The organism is Pedobacter sp., from assembly GCF_035566355.1.
Taxonomy (GTDB): Bacteria; Bacteroidota; Bacteroidia; order Sphingobacteriales; family Sphingobacteriaceae; genus Pedobacter.
This window is the reverse complement of the sequence record NZ_DATMRL010000074.1, coordinates 1-17418: the sequence shown is the minus strand read 5'-3', so window position 1 is coordinate 17418 and position 17418 is coordinate 1. Positions and strand designations below refer to the sequence as shown.

General features: G+C 40.1%; 16 protein-coding genes and 2 tRNA genes. 11 read left to right on the top strand and 7 right to left on the bottom strand.

The window, feature by feature from the left end; genetic code table 11:
- On the top strand, nt 1-1019 hold a 1019-nt coding region (locus VNZ46_RS02780; RefSeq protein ID WP_325558548.1), incomplete at its 5' end, for an efflux RND transporter permease subunit.
- Between the two features lie 157 nt (nt 1020-1176).
- Nucleotides 1177-1878 (top strand): SRPBCC family protein, encoded by a 702-nt coding sequence (locus VNZ46_RS02775; RefSeq protein WP_325558546.1) that lies wholly within the window; start codon nt 1177-1179, stop codon nt 1876-1878.
- Nucleotides 1879-1931: 53 nt separating this feature from the next.
- Here the strand turns inward: VNZ46_RS02775 and VNZ46_RS02770 are convergent, their stop codons facing one another.
- The gene (locus VNZ46_RS02770; protein ID WP_325558545.1) at nt 1932-2447 is read right to left on the bottom strand and encodes a DUF5362 family protein; all 516 of its coding nucleotides are present in this window, start codon (nt 2445-2447) and stop codon (nt 1932-1934) included.
- A 127-nt stretch (nt 2448-2574) separates the two neighbouring features.
- On the opposite strand from VNZ46_RS02770, the gene ychF reads away from it, so the two are divergent.
- On the top strand, nt 2575-3669 hold the full coding sequence (ychF, locus tag VNZ46_RS02765) for a redox-regulated ATPase YchF (protein ID WP_325558544.1): 1095 nt from the start codon (nt 2575-2577) through the stop codon (nt 3667-3669).
- 78 nt (nt 3670-3747) lie between these two features.
- Here the strand turns inward: ychF and mgtE are convergent, their stop codons facing one another.
- The 4 genes from mgtE to VNZ46_RS02745 all read right to left on the bottom strand — a co-directional run bounded on the left by mgtE (nt 3748) and on the right by VNZ46_RS02745 (nt 7503).
- On the bottom strand, nt 3748-5121 hold the full coding sequence (mgtE, locus tag VNZ46_RS02760) for a magnesium transporter (protein ID WP_133777830.1): 1374 nt from the start codon (nt 5119-5121) through the stop codon (nt 3748-3750).
- A gap of 187 nt (nt 5122-5308) precedes the next feature.
- Nucleotides 5309-5548, bottom strand: a complete 240-nt coding sequence (locus tag VNZ46_RS02755) for a hypothetical protein (RefSeq protein WP_325558543.1) — start codon at nt 5546-5548, stop codon at nt 5309-5311.
- Between the two features lie 125 nt (nt 5549-5673).
- The gene (locus VNZ46_RS02750; RefSeq protein WP_325558542.1) at nt 5674-6438 is read right to left on the bottom strand and encodes a LytTR family DNA-binding domain-containing protein; all 765 of its coding nucleotides are present in this window, start codon (nt 6436-6438) and stop codon (nt 5674-5676) included.
- Between the two features lie 15 nt (nt 6439-6453).
- The gene (locus VNZ46_RS02745) at nt 6454-7503 is read right to left on the bottom strand and encodes a sensor histidine kinase (RefSeq protein ID WP_325558541.1); all 1050 of its coding nucleotides are present in this window, start codon (nt 7501-7503) and stop codon (nt 6454-6456) included.
- Between the two features lie 214 nt (nt 7504-7717).
- Between VNZ46_RS02745 and VNZ46_RS02740 the strand changes: the two genes are divergently transcribed.
- The 4 genes from VNZ46_RS02740 (at nt 7718) to VNZ46_RS02725 (ending at nt 11233) form a co-directional block, all read left to right on the top strand.
- A tRNA-Arg gene (locus VNZ46_RS02740) sits at nt 7718-7789 on the top strand.
- A gap of 66 nt (nt 7790-7855) precedes the next feature.
- The gene (locus tag VNZ46_RS02735; RefSeq protein ID WP_325558540.1) at nt 7856-8344 is read left to right on the top strand and encodes a TspO/MBR family protein; all 489 of its coding nucleotides are present in this window, start codon (nt 7856-7858) and stop codon (nt 8342-8344) included.
- A 43-nt stretch (nt 8345-8387) separates the two neighbouring features.
- Nucleotides 8388-10706: a patatin-like phospholipase family protein gene (locus VNZ46_RS02730; RefSeq protein WP_325558538.1), complete on the top strand. Its 2319-nt coding sequence runs from the start codon at nt 8388-8390 to the stop codon at nt 10704-10706.
- Entirely contained in the window at nt 10703-11233 is a 531-nt protein-coding gene (locus VNZ46_RS02725) for a hypothetical protein (RefSeq protein ID WP_325558536.1), read from the top strand. The genes VNZ46_RS02730 and VNZ46_RS02725 overlap by 4 nt, the downstream gene beginning before the upstream one ends.
- Here the strand turns inward: VNZ46_RS02725 and VNZ46_RS02720 are convergent.
- The gene (locus tag VNZ46_RS02720; RefSeq protein WP_325558534.1) at nt 11230-13605 is read right to left on the bottom strand and encodes a BamA/TamA family outer membrane protein; all 2376 of its coding nucleotides are present in this window, start codon (nt 13603-13605) and stop codon (nt 11230-11232) included. The genes VNZ46_RS02725 and VNZ46_RS02720 overlap by 4 nt on opposite strands.
- On the opposite strand from VNZ46_RS02720, the gene VNZ46_RS02715 reads away from it, so the two are divergent.
- From VNZ46_RS02715 to VNZ46_RS02705, 3 genes are all read left to right on the top strand, one after another.
- Entirely contained in the window at nt 13590-14339 is a 750-nt protein-coding gene (locus tag VNZ46_RS02715; RefSeq protein WP_133777833.1) for a TrmH family RNA methyltransferase, read from the top strand. The genes VNZ46_RS02720 and VNZ46_RS02715 overlap by 16 nt on opposite strands.
- Before the next feature lie 49 nt (nt 14340-14388).
- Nucleotides 14389-14462, top strand: a tRNA-Cys gene (locus VNZ46_RS02710).
- Nucleotides 14463-14497: 35 nt separating this feature from the next.
- Nucleotides 14498-14674, top strand: a complete 177-nt coding sequence (locus tag VNZ46_RS02705) for a spore protein (RefSeq protein WP_108551813.1) — start codon at nt 14498-14500, stop codon at nt 14672-14674.
- 87 nt (nt 14675-14761) lie between these two features.
- On the opposite strand, the gene VNZ46_RS02700 is transcribed toward VNZ46_RS02705, so the two are convergent.
- Nucleotides 14762-15790, bottom strand: coding sequence for a quinone-dependent dihydroorotate dehydrogenase (locus VNZ46_RS02700; RefSeq protein WP_325558531.1), 1029 nt, complete (start codon nt 15788-15790; stop codon nt 14762-14764).
- A gap of 145 nt (nt 15791-15935) precedes the next feature.
- Here VNZ46_RS02700 and VNZ46_RS02695 point away from each other — a divergent pair.
- Nucleotides 15936-17418: ABC-F family ATP-binding cassette domain-containing protein (locus VNZ46_RS02695; protein ID WP_325558530.1), on the top strand; the 1483-nt coding region annotated here is incomplete at its 3' end.

The window sequence follows — 17418 nt, the reverse complement described above, 5'->3', positions numbered from 1 at the left end:
AGGATTTAGGGATTTTAAAAAACCTAGGCCAGCCAGAATTACAGATCAAACTTGATCAGAGTAAAATGGCTCTGTACGGCGTAAGGACAGATGATGCCAACTCCATTATCGAAATGGCAATAGGTGGTAAAGCGGCAACTCAAATCTATGAAGGGGAACGTAAATTTGACCTTAGGATCCGGTACCCGGAAGATTTCAGGAAGGATGAGGCATCCATCGGAGCACTCCGCATCCCAACACTTTCAGGAGCAAAAGTACCTTTGAGTGAGATCTCTACCATTAGCAAAATTACTGGCCCTAGCATTATCTACCGGGACAGACATCAAAGATATGGTGCCATCAAGTTCTCCATAAGAGGACGTGATATGGGTAGCACTATAGCAGAAGCACAGGCCAAAGTAAATGCACAGATCAAACTCCCTAAGGAGTATAAACTGGAATGGGCGGGAGATTTTGAAAATCAGCAAAGGGCTACTGCCAGGTTATCGCAGGCTGTCCCTATCAGTTTACTGCTGATCTTTTTTATTCTGTTTGTATTATTTGGTAATATTAAAGACTCCTTACTTGTACTGAACAATGTGCCATTTGCTTTGATTGGTGGTATTCTGGCGCTGTTAATTACACATGTAAACTTTAACATCTCTGCAGGTATAGGTTTTATTGCCTTGTTTGGTATTTGCGTACAGAACGGTGTGATCCTGATCACCAGGTTCAAGAGCAATATTACAGAACTCAAGCATCATCCAACCTGGACTTTTGCTGATGCTGTCAAAGATGGTGTAGCGGCAAGACTCAGACCTGTAATTATGACGGCTATGATGGCTGCTATTGGTTTGATGCCGGCTGCTCTGTCAACTGGAATCGGTTCTGAAGCTTCTAAACCCTTGGCAATTGTGGTAATAGGTGGATTAATTACCAATACGATATTCTGTTTGTTTGTTTATCCCATAGTATTTTACTGGTCTTACCAGAAAAAAGTAAAAGAAACGATAAAGCCCGTTGCTGAAGCAGGGGCATAAACGATAACCGGAGCGGGATCTCCGGTTGGTTAGGTCGTGTTTGCACAGGGGCGTTAAAGATTGGCAGGTCTTGACGCTCCCTGTCAAACACATTTTTTTTAGGTGTTCAAACACAAATGCATTTTATCTGTTTATATCTCAATCAAACTATTCTGGTATGACTGAGCTAAAACTTCACACCCTTAAACCCCGTTCGGGAAAATTTTCTATCGAAAAACACCACTACGAGAATGTAGGAGCAAATGAGCGCCTGTTTTCTTTATTACTTGGCGGCATATTAATTGGAAGTACCCTCAAAAACCCATTTAAATCCAGGATTTTGTACGGGGCTTATCTCGCCTATCGTGGTATAACCGGAAAATGCTTCTTTTATGATTACCTTGGTATAGACAGCAATAAACCTCATGCGGTAAACATTCGGGGAGAATTCGAAATTGATCTGCCGGCGCAAGAGGTATATACTCAATGGAGAAATTTAAATCAACTTCCTCACGGCATTAAACGTTTGCTTGATGTGAAAGTGGTAGACGAAAAACTATCCACCTGGAAGTCCAATGTGCTTGGCAACCTTTTTTCTGTAGAATGGAATGCAGAAATCGTTAAAGATGAGCCTGGACGTCTTATCGGATGGAGATCAGACCGCGGCTCTCTTTTCCAGCATGTGGGCCGGGTGGAGTTTGAGCCTTTAGCTGGCGGCCGGAATACCTTGTTAAAAATTGTACTCTCCTACCGGCCACTGGGTGGCGGGCTCGGAATCGGATTGTCCAGGATACTTAATCCTTATTTTGAGCATTTGCTAAAAAAGGAAATTAAAAATTTTAAATATCATGTAGAAAACAGAACACCTGTTTTTATTTGATCAGATATAAAAGAGGCCGGATAACGGCCTCTTTTATCAAAACGAGCTTCTTGTTAATGTCCTCCCATAGCTGTACCTGCAATACCTGCTATACCTGCAAAGACAAAAATCAGAACATACATTGCAATAAGTACAATGAGCAGGACTCCCCAAAACTTAAAAAAAGACTTCAGATTGCTCATCGAAGCACTTAGACTAAGTTGGTCCCCATATAAAACAGCTTTCTGAGTGGCAGTTGCATGCTTGAATAACATCAGGCTCGGATAGAAATATAAAAGTGCCAGGAATATAAAATAGACCATAATAAATCCAGCACCTAAAGATCCCATCTGCGTTCCCGGACTGTATTTTGAAAGAAAAGCAATAAAAGCAGTTGCGCCAAATGCACACATCACCAGCAAGGCTGAAATCACAAATCCAAATATCCCCAGAAACTTGGTCCATTTTGCCATATCATAAAGATAACTGCGAATATCTTCAGTTACAATGAGTTTGATCTCTGGCTGTTCAACAGGAGTTTCGTTCTCGGGCAATGCGTTCGTCTCTTCAGTTTCTTCGAAATTTTCCATAGTGATAATGTTAATTTATATTTTCAGTTTTATAAACATAATTATTATTTGCCTTCCCTGCAAGTTTATTCATTGCCTGAATTAAAAAAAATTGGTACCTTTGCGCCAAATTAAGACAAAACTATTCATGGCATTACAATGTGGTATAGTAGGTTTACCGAATGTTGGGAAATCTACCTTATTTAACTGTTTATCGAACGCAAAAGCTCAGGCAGCAAACTTTCCTTTTTGTACTATAGAGCCTAATATTGGCGTAATCACTGTTCCCGACGACAGGCTAACCAAACTGGAAGAGCTGGTAAAGCCAAACCGTGTTGTTCCCAACACCATTGAAATCGTAGACATTGCCGGTTTGGTAAAAGGGGCATCCAAAGGCGAAGGTCTGGGTAATCAGTTTCTTGGAAATATTCGGGCAACCAATGCTATTATTCACGTGCTGCGTTGTTTTGATGACGGAAATGTGATCCACGTAGATGGTTCTGTTGATCCGATCCGTGATAAAGAGATTATCGATACTGAATTACAGTTGAAAGATCTCGATACAGTAACCAAACGCATCCAGAAAGTGGAAAAAATGGCAAAAACAGATAAAGATGCCAAAAGAACTTTTGATGTACTGAGTATTATTAAAACCCACCTGGAATCTGGCAAATCTGTTCGTTCGGCAGCTGTTGATGCTGATGATTTTGAGTTTATTCAAGATCTGGGCTTATTGACGCAAAAACCTGTAATGTACGTTTGTAATGTTGATGAGAACTCTGTGATCAACGGAAATGCTTACGTAGACAGGGTTAAAGAAGCCGTAAAAGATGAAAATGCGGAAGTATTGGTGATCTCTGCCAAAATTGAATCTGAAATTGCTGAACTGGAAAGCTATGAAGAGCGTCAGGAATTCCTGGCAGATCTTGGATTAACAGAATCAGGTGTCAATAAATTGATCCGTGCAGCTTATCGCTTATTAGACCTTTATACCTATTTCACTGCCGGTGTACAGGAAGTAAGGGCCTGGACCATTACCAAAGGTTTTACAGCCCCTCAGGCTGCAGGTGTGATCCACACAGACTTTGAAAAAGGATTTATCCGTGCGGAGGTGATCAAATACAATGATTTTGTAACCCTGGGGTCTGAAAATGCTTGTAAAGACGCTGGTAAATTAGGCGTAGAAGGAAAAACTTATGTGGTGGAAGACGGTGATATCATGCACTTCCGTTTCAATGTTTAAAACATAGAATTAAAACTTATATACAAAAAAAGCAGTTCCATATGGAACTGCTTTTTTTGTATATAATCTCTCCGAAAATCAGAGCAGCACTCCTTTTAAAAACATCACTGCAACAGAAAAATAAATGATCAGTCCGGTTACATCAACCAGTGTTGCCACAAACGGAGCGGAAGAAGTTGCCGGGTCGGCCCCAAGTTTCTTCAATAGTAAGGGTAACATGGAACCAGATAGTGATCCCCACAAAACGACACCAACCAGCGCTACACCTACGGTACAACCAATCAAAATCCAGTGTGGTCCATACATATCAGAGAACATGGTCCAAACAAAGATCCTTAAAAATCCAATTACACCGAGTGCAATCCCCAGCATCAAACCAGAAAGAATCTCTCTTCTCATTACCCTCCACCAATCCGCTACAGTAATCTCACCAAGCGCCATGGCCTGAATAATCAATGTTGAAGCCTGAGAACCGCTGTTACCACCACTCGAGATAATCAGGGGCACAAACATAGCCAGCACAACTGCCTTTGCAATATCAGCTTCGAAATGTGCCATGGCAGTAGCGGTAAGCATTTCACCTAGAAATAAAATAACGAGCCAGCCAATCCTTTTCTTCACCAAACCAAAAAGAGGCATATCCAGGTAAGGTTCATCCAATGCCTCAGTACCCCCTATTTTATGCATATCCTCTGTATACTCCTCATTTGCAATCCATAGAATATCATCTACAGTTACAATACCAAGTAATACATCGTTATCGTCAACCACAGGCAAAGCCACACGGTTGTTCATTCTGAATACATTGATCGCCTCCTCCTGCGGATCGTTCACATTTAACGCAATAGAACGGTTATCCGCCAGATCTCCAATTTTGGCTTCCGGATCTGCCAGGAGAATCTCCCTGATCCGGATATCATCTAAAAGTACACCGCCTTTATCAATCACGTAGATCACATCGATCGTTTCAGAATCCTTTCCAAAACGTCTGATATGTTCCAAAACCCGGGTTACTGTCCAGTCTTTTTTTACAGCAACATAATCCGGCGTCATCAAACGACCCACACTATCTTCTTTATAGCCCAACAGAGAAAGTGCCTCTACACGATCTTTTGCCGGAAGCAACTTGATCAGCTTGGCAACCGCATCTCCCTTAAGTTCGCTAAACAAGGCCGTCCGGTCATCCGGCGGCATCAGGTTAATCAGTTCTGCCAGTTTAACACCAGAAAGTTTTTTAAGAATTCTTTCCTGTGTAGGAAAGTCAAGAATCCTGAAAACGTTTACCGCCCTCTTTATAGATAAAGTATCTATAAATTTTACTGCATGCTGGGGAAGCTCATCTATCAGATGTTCTACATCTGAAATGTTCAGATCATCTAAATAAACTTTTAATTGTGCATCGTCGCCCTTCTCAATCAGCTCAACTACTTCTTCAACAATTAATTCTTCCATAAAATAATTCGACTATTTTTTACATGCTTCTGTTGCTTTATCAGGATTGCAAAAGTGAGGTTTTATTTTCAATAATGCCATTTTTATTACCCAAAATTCATTCCAACCTTAAAGTTAATTATTAACAATTGCTCATAAGGGCCAGGAATTTTAGCAGTTGAGTGCAACAAAAGAAAAAAAAGCCGGATTACACCTTAAATTCGTCGAGAGAATAAGGAAGTTCTTCACCTAAAAATCCATATGCCGACAACAAACGTAAAGCAGTTTCCGTACATGGTGCACGGCTTACTACACGTAATATTTTATCAGTATCTTCAAAGGCAAAAGACCAGTTTCCTTTCCCAAAAGCAGAATCCAGTGTCGGCCCAATCCATACCAGACTCTCCCTGTCTGGGACCGAGGTTTTAAAAATAGTAATGTACATCATTCTTTATGCGCTTCTTCGTCTAACATAATCTTATTATTTCCGGGGAATCTAAAGATCAGTTTAATAAAAAGACAAAACCAGCTAATATGGACTGAAACGGACAAAAATGCGTTTGAATCACCGGACTAATGGCTTCGGGAAAGCCAGTCTAAAAATGAAGGTGTTTTTTCCTTGCTCACAGTGATCTGCTGGTCAAAAGGGATATTCAGGTTCAGGATCAGTTTTCTGGAAAAAAAATGCGCTGCATCTTTTATGGCTTTCCTGTTGACCAGGAACTGACGGTTTACTCTAAAAAAACCTGATCCAGTCAGCTTCTCCAGTTCCTCCAGGTTTTTCCCTATCGGATAGGTTTCCTGGTTCAGTGTGAGCAGGCGTGGCTCTTCATGTTCAATGTAAAATAAAGCGATTCCATCCATTTTAACTGGAACGATCTTGTCTTTATAATGAACCAGGATGCTCGAAGCCTTGGGAGCTATCTGCCTGGAAAACAATTCCAGGATACCCTCGTAAGAAATTTGTTTATTCGAAAAACTCTGTTTAAGCAATTGATATTTCTGCAGTGCTTTCGCAATAGAATCTCTATTGAAAGGTTTTAAAATGTAATCGATCCCATTTACCTGAAAAGCATTCAAAGCATATTCATCATAAGCCGTACAAAAAATAACAGGTACCTGTATACCGGTGGCTTCATAAATCTCAAAGCTCAGCCCATCCCCTAACTGAATATCACTAAAAATCAAATCGGGAGTTGAGTTCAGTGTAAAATACTCTACAGCCTGTTTTACTGAGCGCAAGTAGGCAACAATCTCCATTCCAGGATCGACCAGTTGTATGATATCTGCCAGGTGTTCAGCGGTTAGTTTCTCATCTTCTATAATTACAATCTTCATATAAAGCTTTGCTGATTAAATTTGTTTGAGCATTTTGAGACTTACAGAAAATTCAGGACCTGTATCTTTAATCCTGATATTTAGACCGGTAAGTAATTTATGGCGTTCAGAAATATTAGCCAGCCCGCTTCCTGTGGAATTTTCTGTGATCGTTTTTATTTTGACATTATTCTGAATGGTGATCCAGTCATCTTCTACTGAAATATCGATGTGTAACGGAGATTCTTCTGTAAGTTCATTATGTTTTATGGCATTCTCCAGCAAAGGCTGCAGAGAAAAAACGGGCAGCATACTATCACTGTATTCATTTTCCCCTATATCGATCCTGACTTGCAGGGCACTGCCTAACCTGATGCGCTGCATTTCGAGATAATCTTCGCAAAGCTTCAATTCATCTTTCAGGCTGCTGATTTCCTGGTTACCTGTAGATAAAGACGCACGCAGGAAATCAGACAAGCGGATCAAATAATCTTCAGCCTGGTCGGGATATTTTCTGATCATTGATTTAAGTGTATTGAGGGCATTAAATAGAAAATGAGGGTGGATCTGCTGCAACAGCAATTGATAAGCAGCCTCTGTTCTGCTGGCCATCAGACGAGAGTTTTCCAGTTCGGCCCTTACCTTGGCATCCTGTTCCAGAATATAACCATGAAGGATCCAGATGATTCCACTCATCATCGCCGTCTGAACAATGGTGTACAAATAGAACTTGGTCTGTGAAAACCTGAGCAGGGGCGTTTGAGGTAGCCAGCCAATCCTGTTTAGCTCTATATATAAAATATTGAACCCACTTGAAACAAGAAGCATAAGGATCATACTCACTGCATATCGGCAAATGGTAAACTGAGGAGCTTCCGTAAGCTTCATTCTTTCGAACAACCAGATCACCACCAGATTACACATACATGCGGTAAACAGTGACGACAAGGTAAAAACAGCTCTTCCCAGCGCATCTGTCACACTGCCAACCTCCATTAAAACTGCACTGAACACAAAAATGCCCAGACCAACCGAAAACCAACTGCTCGCCCTGAGCAGGTTATCTATAAGTTTTTTTGACATCATAGGCTACAAATATAGAACGCTTTCCAAATATCAATACTATCCGGCATTCTTCCACTGCAACTCAGCTTCAAACGGACAAAACAAACACTGAAATTCTATATTCTTGTAATTGACCTGGCAACAAAACACAAAAACAGACAAAAAAAGATTGTCTTTTACAATACTTTATAATTTAGATTTACAATTGTGTTTTTTTTATATCTTTGCGCAAATTGTCCCTGTAGTTCAATGGATAGAATTATGGTTTCCGGTACCATCGATGGGGGTTCGAATCCCTCCAGGGGCACATTTCCAACAAAAGCTGTCAATCCTGACAGCTTTTGTTGATTATACAGGAATTAAACTTATCCTCATGGCTGCACAGAACAAACCTTTTCACATAGGCGCTTTTCTTCTTAACCTGGCCATCCCCCTTGCCATTGGAGCATTAGGTGGTTTATTAACTGCAACTTCTGTAAAAACATGGTATCCTACATTAATTAAACCTTCATTTAATCCGCCCAATACTATTTTTCCACCAGTATGGACATCTCTCTTTATTCTGATGGGTATCTCAGCCTACCTGGTTTGGAGAAAAAGAGAGCAAATTGCACACTTCCCACGCACGTTAGCCCTTTATTTCATACAGCTCATCTTGAACTTAATGTGGTCTTTTATATTTTTCTATGCCAGGGAAATAGGCATGGCATTGATTGAGATTTTCATTTTACTCGCTGTTATCATCACCAATGCCAGGGTATTTTACAAGATCGATAAATTGGCCGGGCTACTTTTTATTCCTTATATACTATGGGTAAGTTTCGCAGCACTCCTCACCTATAGCATCTACACCTTAAATTAAAACAAATCAAGGATTTGATCATCGAAAATCCTATTTTTAGGATGTGATATCTTACAAATACCTCTTGCCGGTTTTATTCACTTTTTGTGCATTATATGGTCATGCGCAAAAAGTCGGTTTGGTTTTAAGTGGTGGTGGTGCAAAAGGGCTCGCTCATATAGGTACACTCAAAGCCCTGGAAGAGAACAACATTCCAATAGATTATATCACAGGAACCTCTATGGGAGGAATAGTTGGCGCCATGTATGCCGCAGGTTATACGCCTGCACAGATGGAAAAAATAGCACTCAGCAAGGATTTTCAAGACTGGGTAAGCGGAAAATACACCAGCGATTACAGTCTGTTTTTCCAAAAGAACAATGTAAATGCTTCTGCCTTATCTGCAAAACTGAGCATAGACACCAGTCTACGGATCAGTTTCAGGTCCAACCTTGTAAATGATATTCCTTTAAATTTTGCACTGCTCGAACTTTTTTCTCAGGCATCGGCTGTTGCTAAAGATAATTTCGACAACTTATTTATCCCCTACCGTTGTATGGTTTCCGATGTACTGCTGCAAAACAGTATTACCCTCAAAAACGGAAGTCTGGCAGAAGCCGTGAGGGCGACCATGACCGTTCCATTTGTCTACAGACCTATTCGGGTAGATGGAAAATATGTTTTTGACGGAGGAATTTATAACAATTTTCCGGTAGACATTATGAAAAAGGAATTTAAACCAGACTATGTTATCGGGGTAAACGTATCTTCTAAAACATTTAAGGAATACCCTAAAGACAATGGAGACCGCTTACTCAACCGGTCGCTGATCTATATGTTCCTGGCTAAATCTGATTCTACAATGATAGGAGAAAATGGAATTTATGTGCAGCCCAATCTTACCGACTACACCTCCACTAATTTTTATCCGGTAGCAGACCTGATCAAACAAGGTTATGATGCGGCAATAGCGAATATGGCCCAGATCAAAAAAGCCATAACCAGAAGAACAAAACCTGAAGATCTTAGCATCAAAAGAAACAACTTCAACAATAAAAAGCCAGACCTCTTTTTTAGCTCCATCAGCGTAAGTGGTGTCAATGAGCAGCAAAAAAAATACATAGAACGTCTGTTCAAGAAAGATAAAGCGACATTTAACCTCTCTGACATTAAACAAGGCTATTACAAACTGGTTGCAGATGAAACTTTCGAAACCGTTTACCCCAAAATTTCCTATAACCAACCCTCAGACAGCTATACCTTTGAAATCGTAGCCAGGCCAAAAAGAAGCTTTAAAATAGACCTGGGAGGCAATATATCCACCCGGCCCATCAGCAATGTTTATTTAGGTGTACAATACAATTATCTCAACAGAAAAGCCTACACCTTTGGGGTAAATTTCTATTCGGGCAGGTTTTATGAGGCCGCCCAATTGAATGCCCGGGTTGATTTCCCAACCAGTTTACCTATGTTCCTGGCCGCAGAGATGACCTTTAACCACTTTAACTATTACAGCACCAGTTCCATTTTTATTGAAAACCCAAGTCCAACTTATATAGAACAGACAGACAGAAAAATAGACTTTAAATTTGGCATCCCCTTAAATAGAGGAACCAAAATAACACTCAGCGCTGCAGCATTCAATAACTCCGACCACTACAGCCCCACCAATACCTTTAACGTAGGCGATATCCTTGACCGAACCACCTTTAACGGATTCAGGCCGAACCTCACTTTTGAACAAAATACCTTTAACCGGAAGCAGTATCCCAACAAAGGAAGAAATTTCACTTTAAGCGTTAATTACTATACAGGCAAAGAGAATTATACCCCAGGAAATATTGCAAGGAATGCTTCTTTCTATGAGGAACTGGACGAACAGAGCCACAACAAAAATTGGGGCAGCGTTAAAATCAGTGATGAAAATTACTTTTTTCACAAGAACAACTATAGTCTTGGTTACCTTGCAGAAGCTGTACTTTCCAATTTACCCTTATTTTCAAACTATTACTCCACATTACTGGTTGCCCCCGCTTTCTACCCATTGCAAGACAGCAGATCCCTATTCCTGGAGAAATTCAGAGCGGCGAGTTACCTTGCAGGAGGGCTAAAAAACGTCTATACTTTAAAACGGAACCTTGACCTTAGACTGGAAGCCTATGTATTTCTACCCTACAAAGAAATACAGCAGGAAGGATTCCAGGACGTAGACAACAACAAAGCGTTCAGCAAATGGCATTATGCAGGAACTGCAGGGCTTGTATACCATACTCCTGTAGGGCCAATCAGCTTTAGTTATAATTTATACGATGACCGCACAAAAAGAAACGGCGTTTTACTACATTTGGGATATTTAATTTACAATAAACGATCATTAGAATGAGACCAGCTTACTTATTTTTCCTTTTGTTATTCCTGACCAGTACCAGTTTTGCACAGCGTTCGGATATCAATAACTTTATTGTAAAAGAAAGTTTGTTGAAAAACAGCAAACTGGCCATTATTGCTGCTGATTCTCTGGACAAACCTCAGGAACAGATCAACGGAATATATACCTTCAGTGTAAGCGGTTTTACCCAGTCCTTAAAATTCAATGATGGTGTTGCGATATTGCCCCTTCAACTGGAACGTTCCTCTTTTGTCTACATTAAACACATTAATGATAAGGGTACACACAGCAAACTGGTTTACGTGTATAAAAAAGACGGAGATCTGAGTCCTTATGCATTCAATAGTATGTGGCTGGTGCTGATCCCGCTCATTATTGTTCTGCTGGCCTTTGCGTTCAGGAAATTTCTCATCTTTGCTGTCATTCTCTTGTTGATCTTCTTTTACTTTAACCACAGTAACGGGTTGAGTATACCAACTTTTTTTGAAACGGTATTCGATGGCCTGAAGAAGCTTTTTTAAAAAGGCATCCCTATCCCAAAGTTATACTGCACAAAACGATATGTATCGGGTGCATGGGTAGTGTTATACTCATTCTTAAAGTCTTTTGCCCCGCTCAGGTATTTAGCGATCACCCACTGATCGGAGCCACTGAACTGAGGGTCTTTAAGTTTTAATCCAATATCAAATCTAAACACAAAATAATCGACGTCATACCTTAAGCCTACACCCGTTCCGATAGCAATCTGATCGAATAACTTCTGAAACTTAAAATAAGTTTCAGCGGGTTGTCCCGAAGAAACGTTCCATACGTTACCGGCATCCAGAAAAACTGCTCCTTTAAGCTGTGCACCAAAAAACTTGTTGAGCATTTTATACCTGTACTCTAAATTGGTTTCAATATGCATATCACCCAATTGATCTAGTCCATACAAAATTGTGCGCTGATCCTGAGTTAAAACAGCCCGGTTATAATTCCCTGGCCCTAATGTTCTCGCTTGCCATGCCCTTACCCCACTTGATCCCCCCGCAAAGAATTTCTTTTCAAAGGGTATTGCTGTAGAATTCCCATAGGCAACAGCAATACCGGCATTTATCCTTGCTACAAACTGTCTTACACCACCAAGGTTTTTATACCACCTCAAATCAATTTCAGGCCGCACATACTGATTATAAGGTAAACCAAGAATTTCAGAATAGTCACCATCAGCAGCATGGTGTACACTTCCAAACAAGCGGGTTAGCCCCTGCAACATGTTTCCTGCAATATCTATATTCCCTCTAAAATAAACAAAGGTACCAGGAATCAACAGTTTAGCCTGATTCAATGTATAGCTGTATTTCATACCCAGGGTAATGTCCTTCCTGTTCAGCAACATCAGATTATAAGCATTGTCTTTGACCAGTGCAGCATTATCCGGATTATTTACCGTATCCAGCAGCAATGATCCCAGCCGGTATTCAAAGTTCAAAGGTGTAAAGGAATGCACTTTAAATTTTGTTTCATACCAGTCATAAGTTATAGAGGTCTGGAATACTTTTCTTGAAAAAACGTCTTTCTGAAGTCCATATACATAACTAATACCAAATGAAGTGAAAGGCATTCCATTTTTACCCATCACAGGTACATGAAAAGGAACCATGAGCCTTGGAACAGCCAAACTCGTACTTAAAGAGAAATCGCGCTGATAAACGTCATTAAAAACAGATTTACCTTGCCCCAACCTTGATTGCAACCCACCTTTAACCTGAAATTCAAAGCGCTCGGCTCCTCTGAACATATTGTTGTTAATGTAGGTGTTACTAAGCGTAAAACCTACAGTTCCCGCATTAAAAGGCAGCTCTCCCTCCACCCTGTTGCTCATCCGCTTTTGCGGTATTAACCGGATAACCGGATTTACCGTATTCAGACTATCAGCAGGTTTAATGTAATCAATCTTTACATTTTTAAAGACGTTCAACTCATAAAGCCTGTCGTAGGTTAAGGTTTCATTTTTATTATCATACAGCTCACCCTGCCTGATAAAATTATACCGCAGAATAGGATTGCGCCTGAAATGTCCAGACAGGTCTGTAAACCTCGTTCCCCTGATAATTTTCGGATTAAACCGTATAGAATCAGGAAAACCATCTGTACTTGGTGCTATAATGACATTAGTTTCCCCAATTTTAAATTGTGCATGTTCTTTTTTGCCTTCGGGATTGTCTACAATCAACATCACCTTTGTCTGGCCGTTGTTAGAATTCGAATCCACAGTAAACTTAATATAAGGCCTGGCAAAATCAAAATAACCATGGTGCTTCATCAATTCATAGATCTGGTCTCTTTCGTAAGCAAGGGAGTCATCATCATATTGCATTCCTTCCCTTAAATGAGTAAATTTCTGTTTGCTGTTGAAGTAGATATCCTTCATTTTGGCATCTTCGATATCGTAACTTAATTTCTTAACAAAGAATGGTGGGCCGGGATTGGCCTTAAAATATACCTTCGCGCGCTGCTTTTTTACCGTAATGTCTGAACTGACTTTTGCATTAAAATAGCCTTTACTATTTAAAAATTTCTCAATCTGATTTCGGGAAATTTCTACCAGAGTGCTGTCCAGAAGAGGCGCCGGATTTCCAACAGACTTCGTTTTAAACAAAGTATAAAACAGATTGTACAGGCCAACATTAATGCCCAGTTTAGGCGCCGGCCTGATATCTTTTTGCACATAGCTGAAAGCTTCTTCCTGAAGTTTCGGAGGTAAACTATCTATATGCACCTCTTTTACAACGGATTGGTAATCCTGTATATATTTTGTAGAAGAACATGCAGTAACAAAAAGAATAATAAATAGTAATATTGCAGGAAACTGGATCTTCGTTTTATAATTAGAGTATGCTTTCAAAATCACAGATAGGTTTTATTAAATCATTACATCAAAAAAAGTTCCGTAAAGAAAATGGAATTTTTATTATTGAAGGCATAAAATCAATAATAGAGTTTGTTCCATCAGCTTATCAAATACACAGCATTTATTATCTTGCTGAATATAAGTCTTTACTGCCCAATTTACCGTCAAATATAAAGTTATTTGAAGTAAACAATGCCGAACTGGACAAGATTAGTACTTTACAAGCCCCTCAAGGCATACTGGCACTGGTCCACATTCCCAAAAGTGTGCCAGTAAATGACAAAGTGCTAAAAAATACATTTTCCATTCTCCTTGACGGTGTACAGGATCCCGGAAATCTGGGAACCATCATCAGAACAGCCGATTGGTTCGGGTTTAAAAATGTAATTTGTTCTTTAAATACAGTCGAAGTTTACAATCCTAAAACCATACAGGCAACCATGGGTTCACTCTGTCGGGTAAATATTTTCTATCAAAACGTTTCTGAGTTGCTGGAAAAGGTAAATATTCCTATATTTGGCGCATTACTGGAGGGTAAAAGCAGCTACGAGATGGAATGGGGAAACGAAGGAATTCTCATTTTAGGAAACGAAGGACAAGGAATTACGACGGAAGTGAAAAAATTTATTCAATTTCCTGTTACGATTCCAAGAGTGGGACTGGCTGAGTCTTTGAATGTTGCGATTTCTGCTGGGATTTTATGCTCAGATATTTCAAGAAATTTTAAGAAATAAATTGCATACTAACTTATAATTGCTATTTTTGCAACCTGAAATTTAACAGGGTCGAGTGGCCGAGTGGCTAGGCAGAGGTCTGCAAAACCTCGTACAGCGGTTCGAATCCGCTCTCGACCTCCAGATTTATTTAAATTAAAAACATAAAGGTTAAAACCATGGCAGTTACAAGATTAAAAAGAAAAGACAGAAAAAATAAAACTACTTCACGCTTAGAAGTAAAACATTTGAAATTGGCTACAAATCTTGAATTAGGAAGCCGTTCAAAACAGTCAACTAAAGATCAATTAGCAATCAACAACGCTGTTATCGCTAAACTTACTGCTCAGGCATAAGTAGATTCTTTAAGTCTTCTAAAGAAACAAAAAAGAGGATGGATCATATGATCCATCCTCTTTTTTGTTTAAGCCTATCGCTATTGTTTACAATAAGCCTTTACAGATTCTTTTAATGATTCCCGGGCCTTCATAAATAAAACCAGTATAAAGCTGGATCAGAGAAGCCCCTGCTTCCAGTTTTTCTTTAGCATCTTCCGGTGAATGTATCCCCCCCACACCGATGATCGGAAATGAACCTTTAGATTGCTGTGAAAGGTAACGGATGACCTCAGTAGAACGACTCGTTAAAGGCTTACCGCTTAAACCTCCTGTTTCCTTAGTAATCGTTTCAGAAGTATATAAGCCATTTCGGTCAATAGTCGTATTGGTTGCAATAACACCAGCTATTCCGGTTGTCTGTACAATTTCAACTATATCATTTAATTGATCGTTGGTCAGATCCGGAGCAATCTTCAATAAGATAGGCCGGCTCACACCATTTTTTGAATTTCGCTCCTGTAAGGTCTTCAGCAAATTGGTTAAAGGCTCTTTTTCCTGAAGTTCCCTTAAGCCTGGTGTATTAGGAGAACTCACATTCACCACAAAATAATCCACTACATCAAAAAGACGGTCAAAGCATTTAATATAATCGTTAACTGCCTCTTCATTAGGTGTTATTTTATTCTTTCCTATATTTCCTCCGATAACAATACTGGAATCTTTTTTCTTTAAAATCCTTAAGCGTTCTGCAAGGGTGTCTACACCTTTATTATTAAAGCCCATCCGGTTAATGATCGCCTGATCTTCTTCCAGACGGAACATTCTTGGCTTATCATTTCCTGGCTGAGGCATAGGCGTTACCGTCCCCACTTCGATAAACCCGAAGCCAAGATTGCTCAAGGCCTCAATATATTCTCCGTTTTTATCAAAACCAGCTGCCAGTCCAACAGGGTTCTTGAATTTGATTCCAAAAACCTCCCGTTCCAGGCCCTTTATATTCACATCAAAACTACTTCTCAGAATGGTCTTCCCCAAAGGGAAATAATCATTAAACCACTTTAGTCTTTTAACTACAAAGTGATGTACTTTTTCCGGATCAAACTGGAAGAAAACAGGTTTTATTATGCGATACATGCAGCGAAGATAGGAACGTTTTTATCGATCACAAAGCCATTCAGTTAACTTTTTAAAGAATCTGCCAATAAAAAGCTATAAATAAGCGTATTCTTACCTCCTCACAACAAATTAATGTAGGTAAAAATCGTATTTTTGCAGCCACATGATTTCGATAAACGACTTAACATTCCTTATAGGCTCCAGAGCTTTATATGATGAAGCAAACTGGCATATTAAACCCGGTGACAGAGTTGGCTTAATTGGCGCCAACGGAACCGGAAAATCTACCCTTTTAAAAATAATTGTTGGAGAATACGCACCCTCTTCAGGTTCGATTTCCATGTCTAAAGATCTTAAAATAGGTTACCTTAACCAGGATCTTCTTTCTTACGATTCCCACCATAGCATTCTGCACGTGGCAATGGAAGCGTTTGAACGCCAAAACCAGCTTCATGATGAAATTGAAGCGCTGCTCAAAAAAATTGAAACAGACTATTCTGAGGAAGTCTTAAATAAATTAAGCGATAAACAACAGGAATTTGAAGCACTGGACGGTTACAATATCGAATACAGGGCCAATGAAATCCTTGCCGGTCTTGGATTCAGTACTGAAGATCAGCACAGACCACTGAATACTTTCTCCGGAGGATGGAGAATGCGTGTAATGCTGGCCAAGATCCTCTTACAGACCCCAGACATCCTCTTGCTGGATGAGCCGACCAACCACATGGACTTACCCTCCATCAAATGGCTGGAAACCTATTTAATGAGTTTTGAAGGTGCCATTGTGATCGTGTCTCACGATAGATATTTCCTGGATAAAGTGGTCAACCGTACGGTAGAATCCCGCAAAGGAAAACTTACAGCATACGCCGGAAACTATTCTTTCTACCTGGAAGAAAAAGCACTGCGGGGGGAAATCCAAAAAGGAGAATATAAAAACCAGCAGGCTAAAATCAAACAGGAAGAACGCCTGATCGAACGTTTTAGAGCCAAAGCCAGTAAGGCGAAAATGGCCCAGTCCCGTATGAAGGCCCTCGACAAAATGGAGCGTGTAGAAGATGTAGATGATGATAACCCAACAGTTAACTTCAGCTTCAAGTTTACCAAGCCTTCAGGCCGTCACGTCATTAGAATCGAAGAAGCAAATAAAAGCTATCCAAATGTTCATATATTGGAGAATGCAGAAGGCGTAATCGAAAAAGGAGATAAAATTGCACTTATTGGAGCAAACGGAAAAGGTAAATCGACCTTGTTAAGAATTATTGCCGGTACAGAAAGCTTTGATGGCAAATGTGAAACCGGGCACAATGTAACCACCACATTCTTTGCCCAGCACCAATTGGAGTCCCTGCACCTGGACAATACCATCCTGGAAGAACTGCAGGCCTTTGCCCCTAAACACACCGATACAGAACTCCGCTCTATTCTAGGTTGTTTCCTGTTTACGGGCGATGATGTATTTAAAAAGATCCGGGTATTATCCGGAGGAGAAAAATCAAGGGTCGCTTTAGCAAAGTCACTGACAACAGATTCCAATTTCCTGATCCTGGATGAGCCAACCAACCACCTGGACATCCAGTCTGTTAACATTCTGATCCAGGCCCTGACACAATATGAAGGTACTTTCATTGCCGTTTCCCACG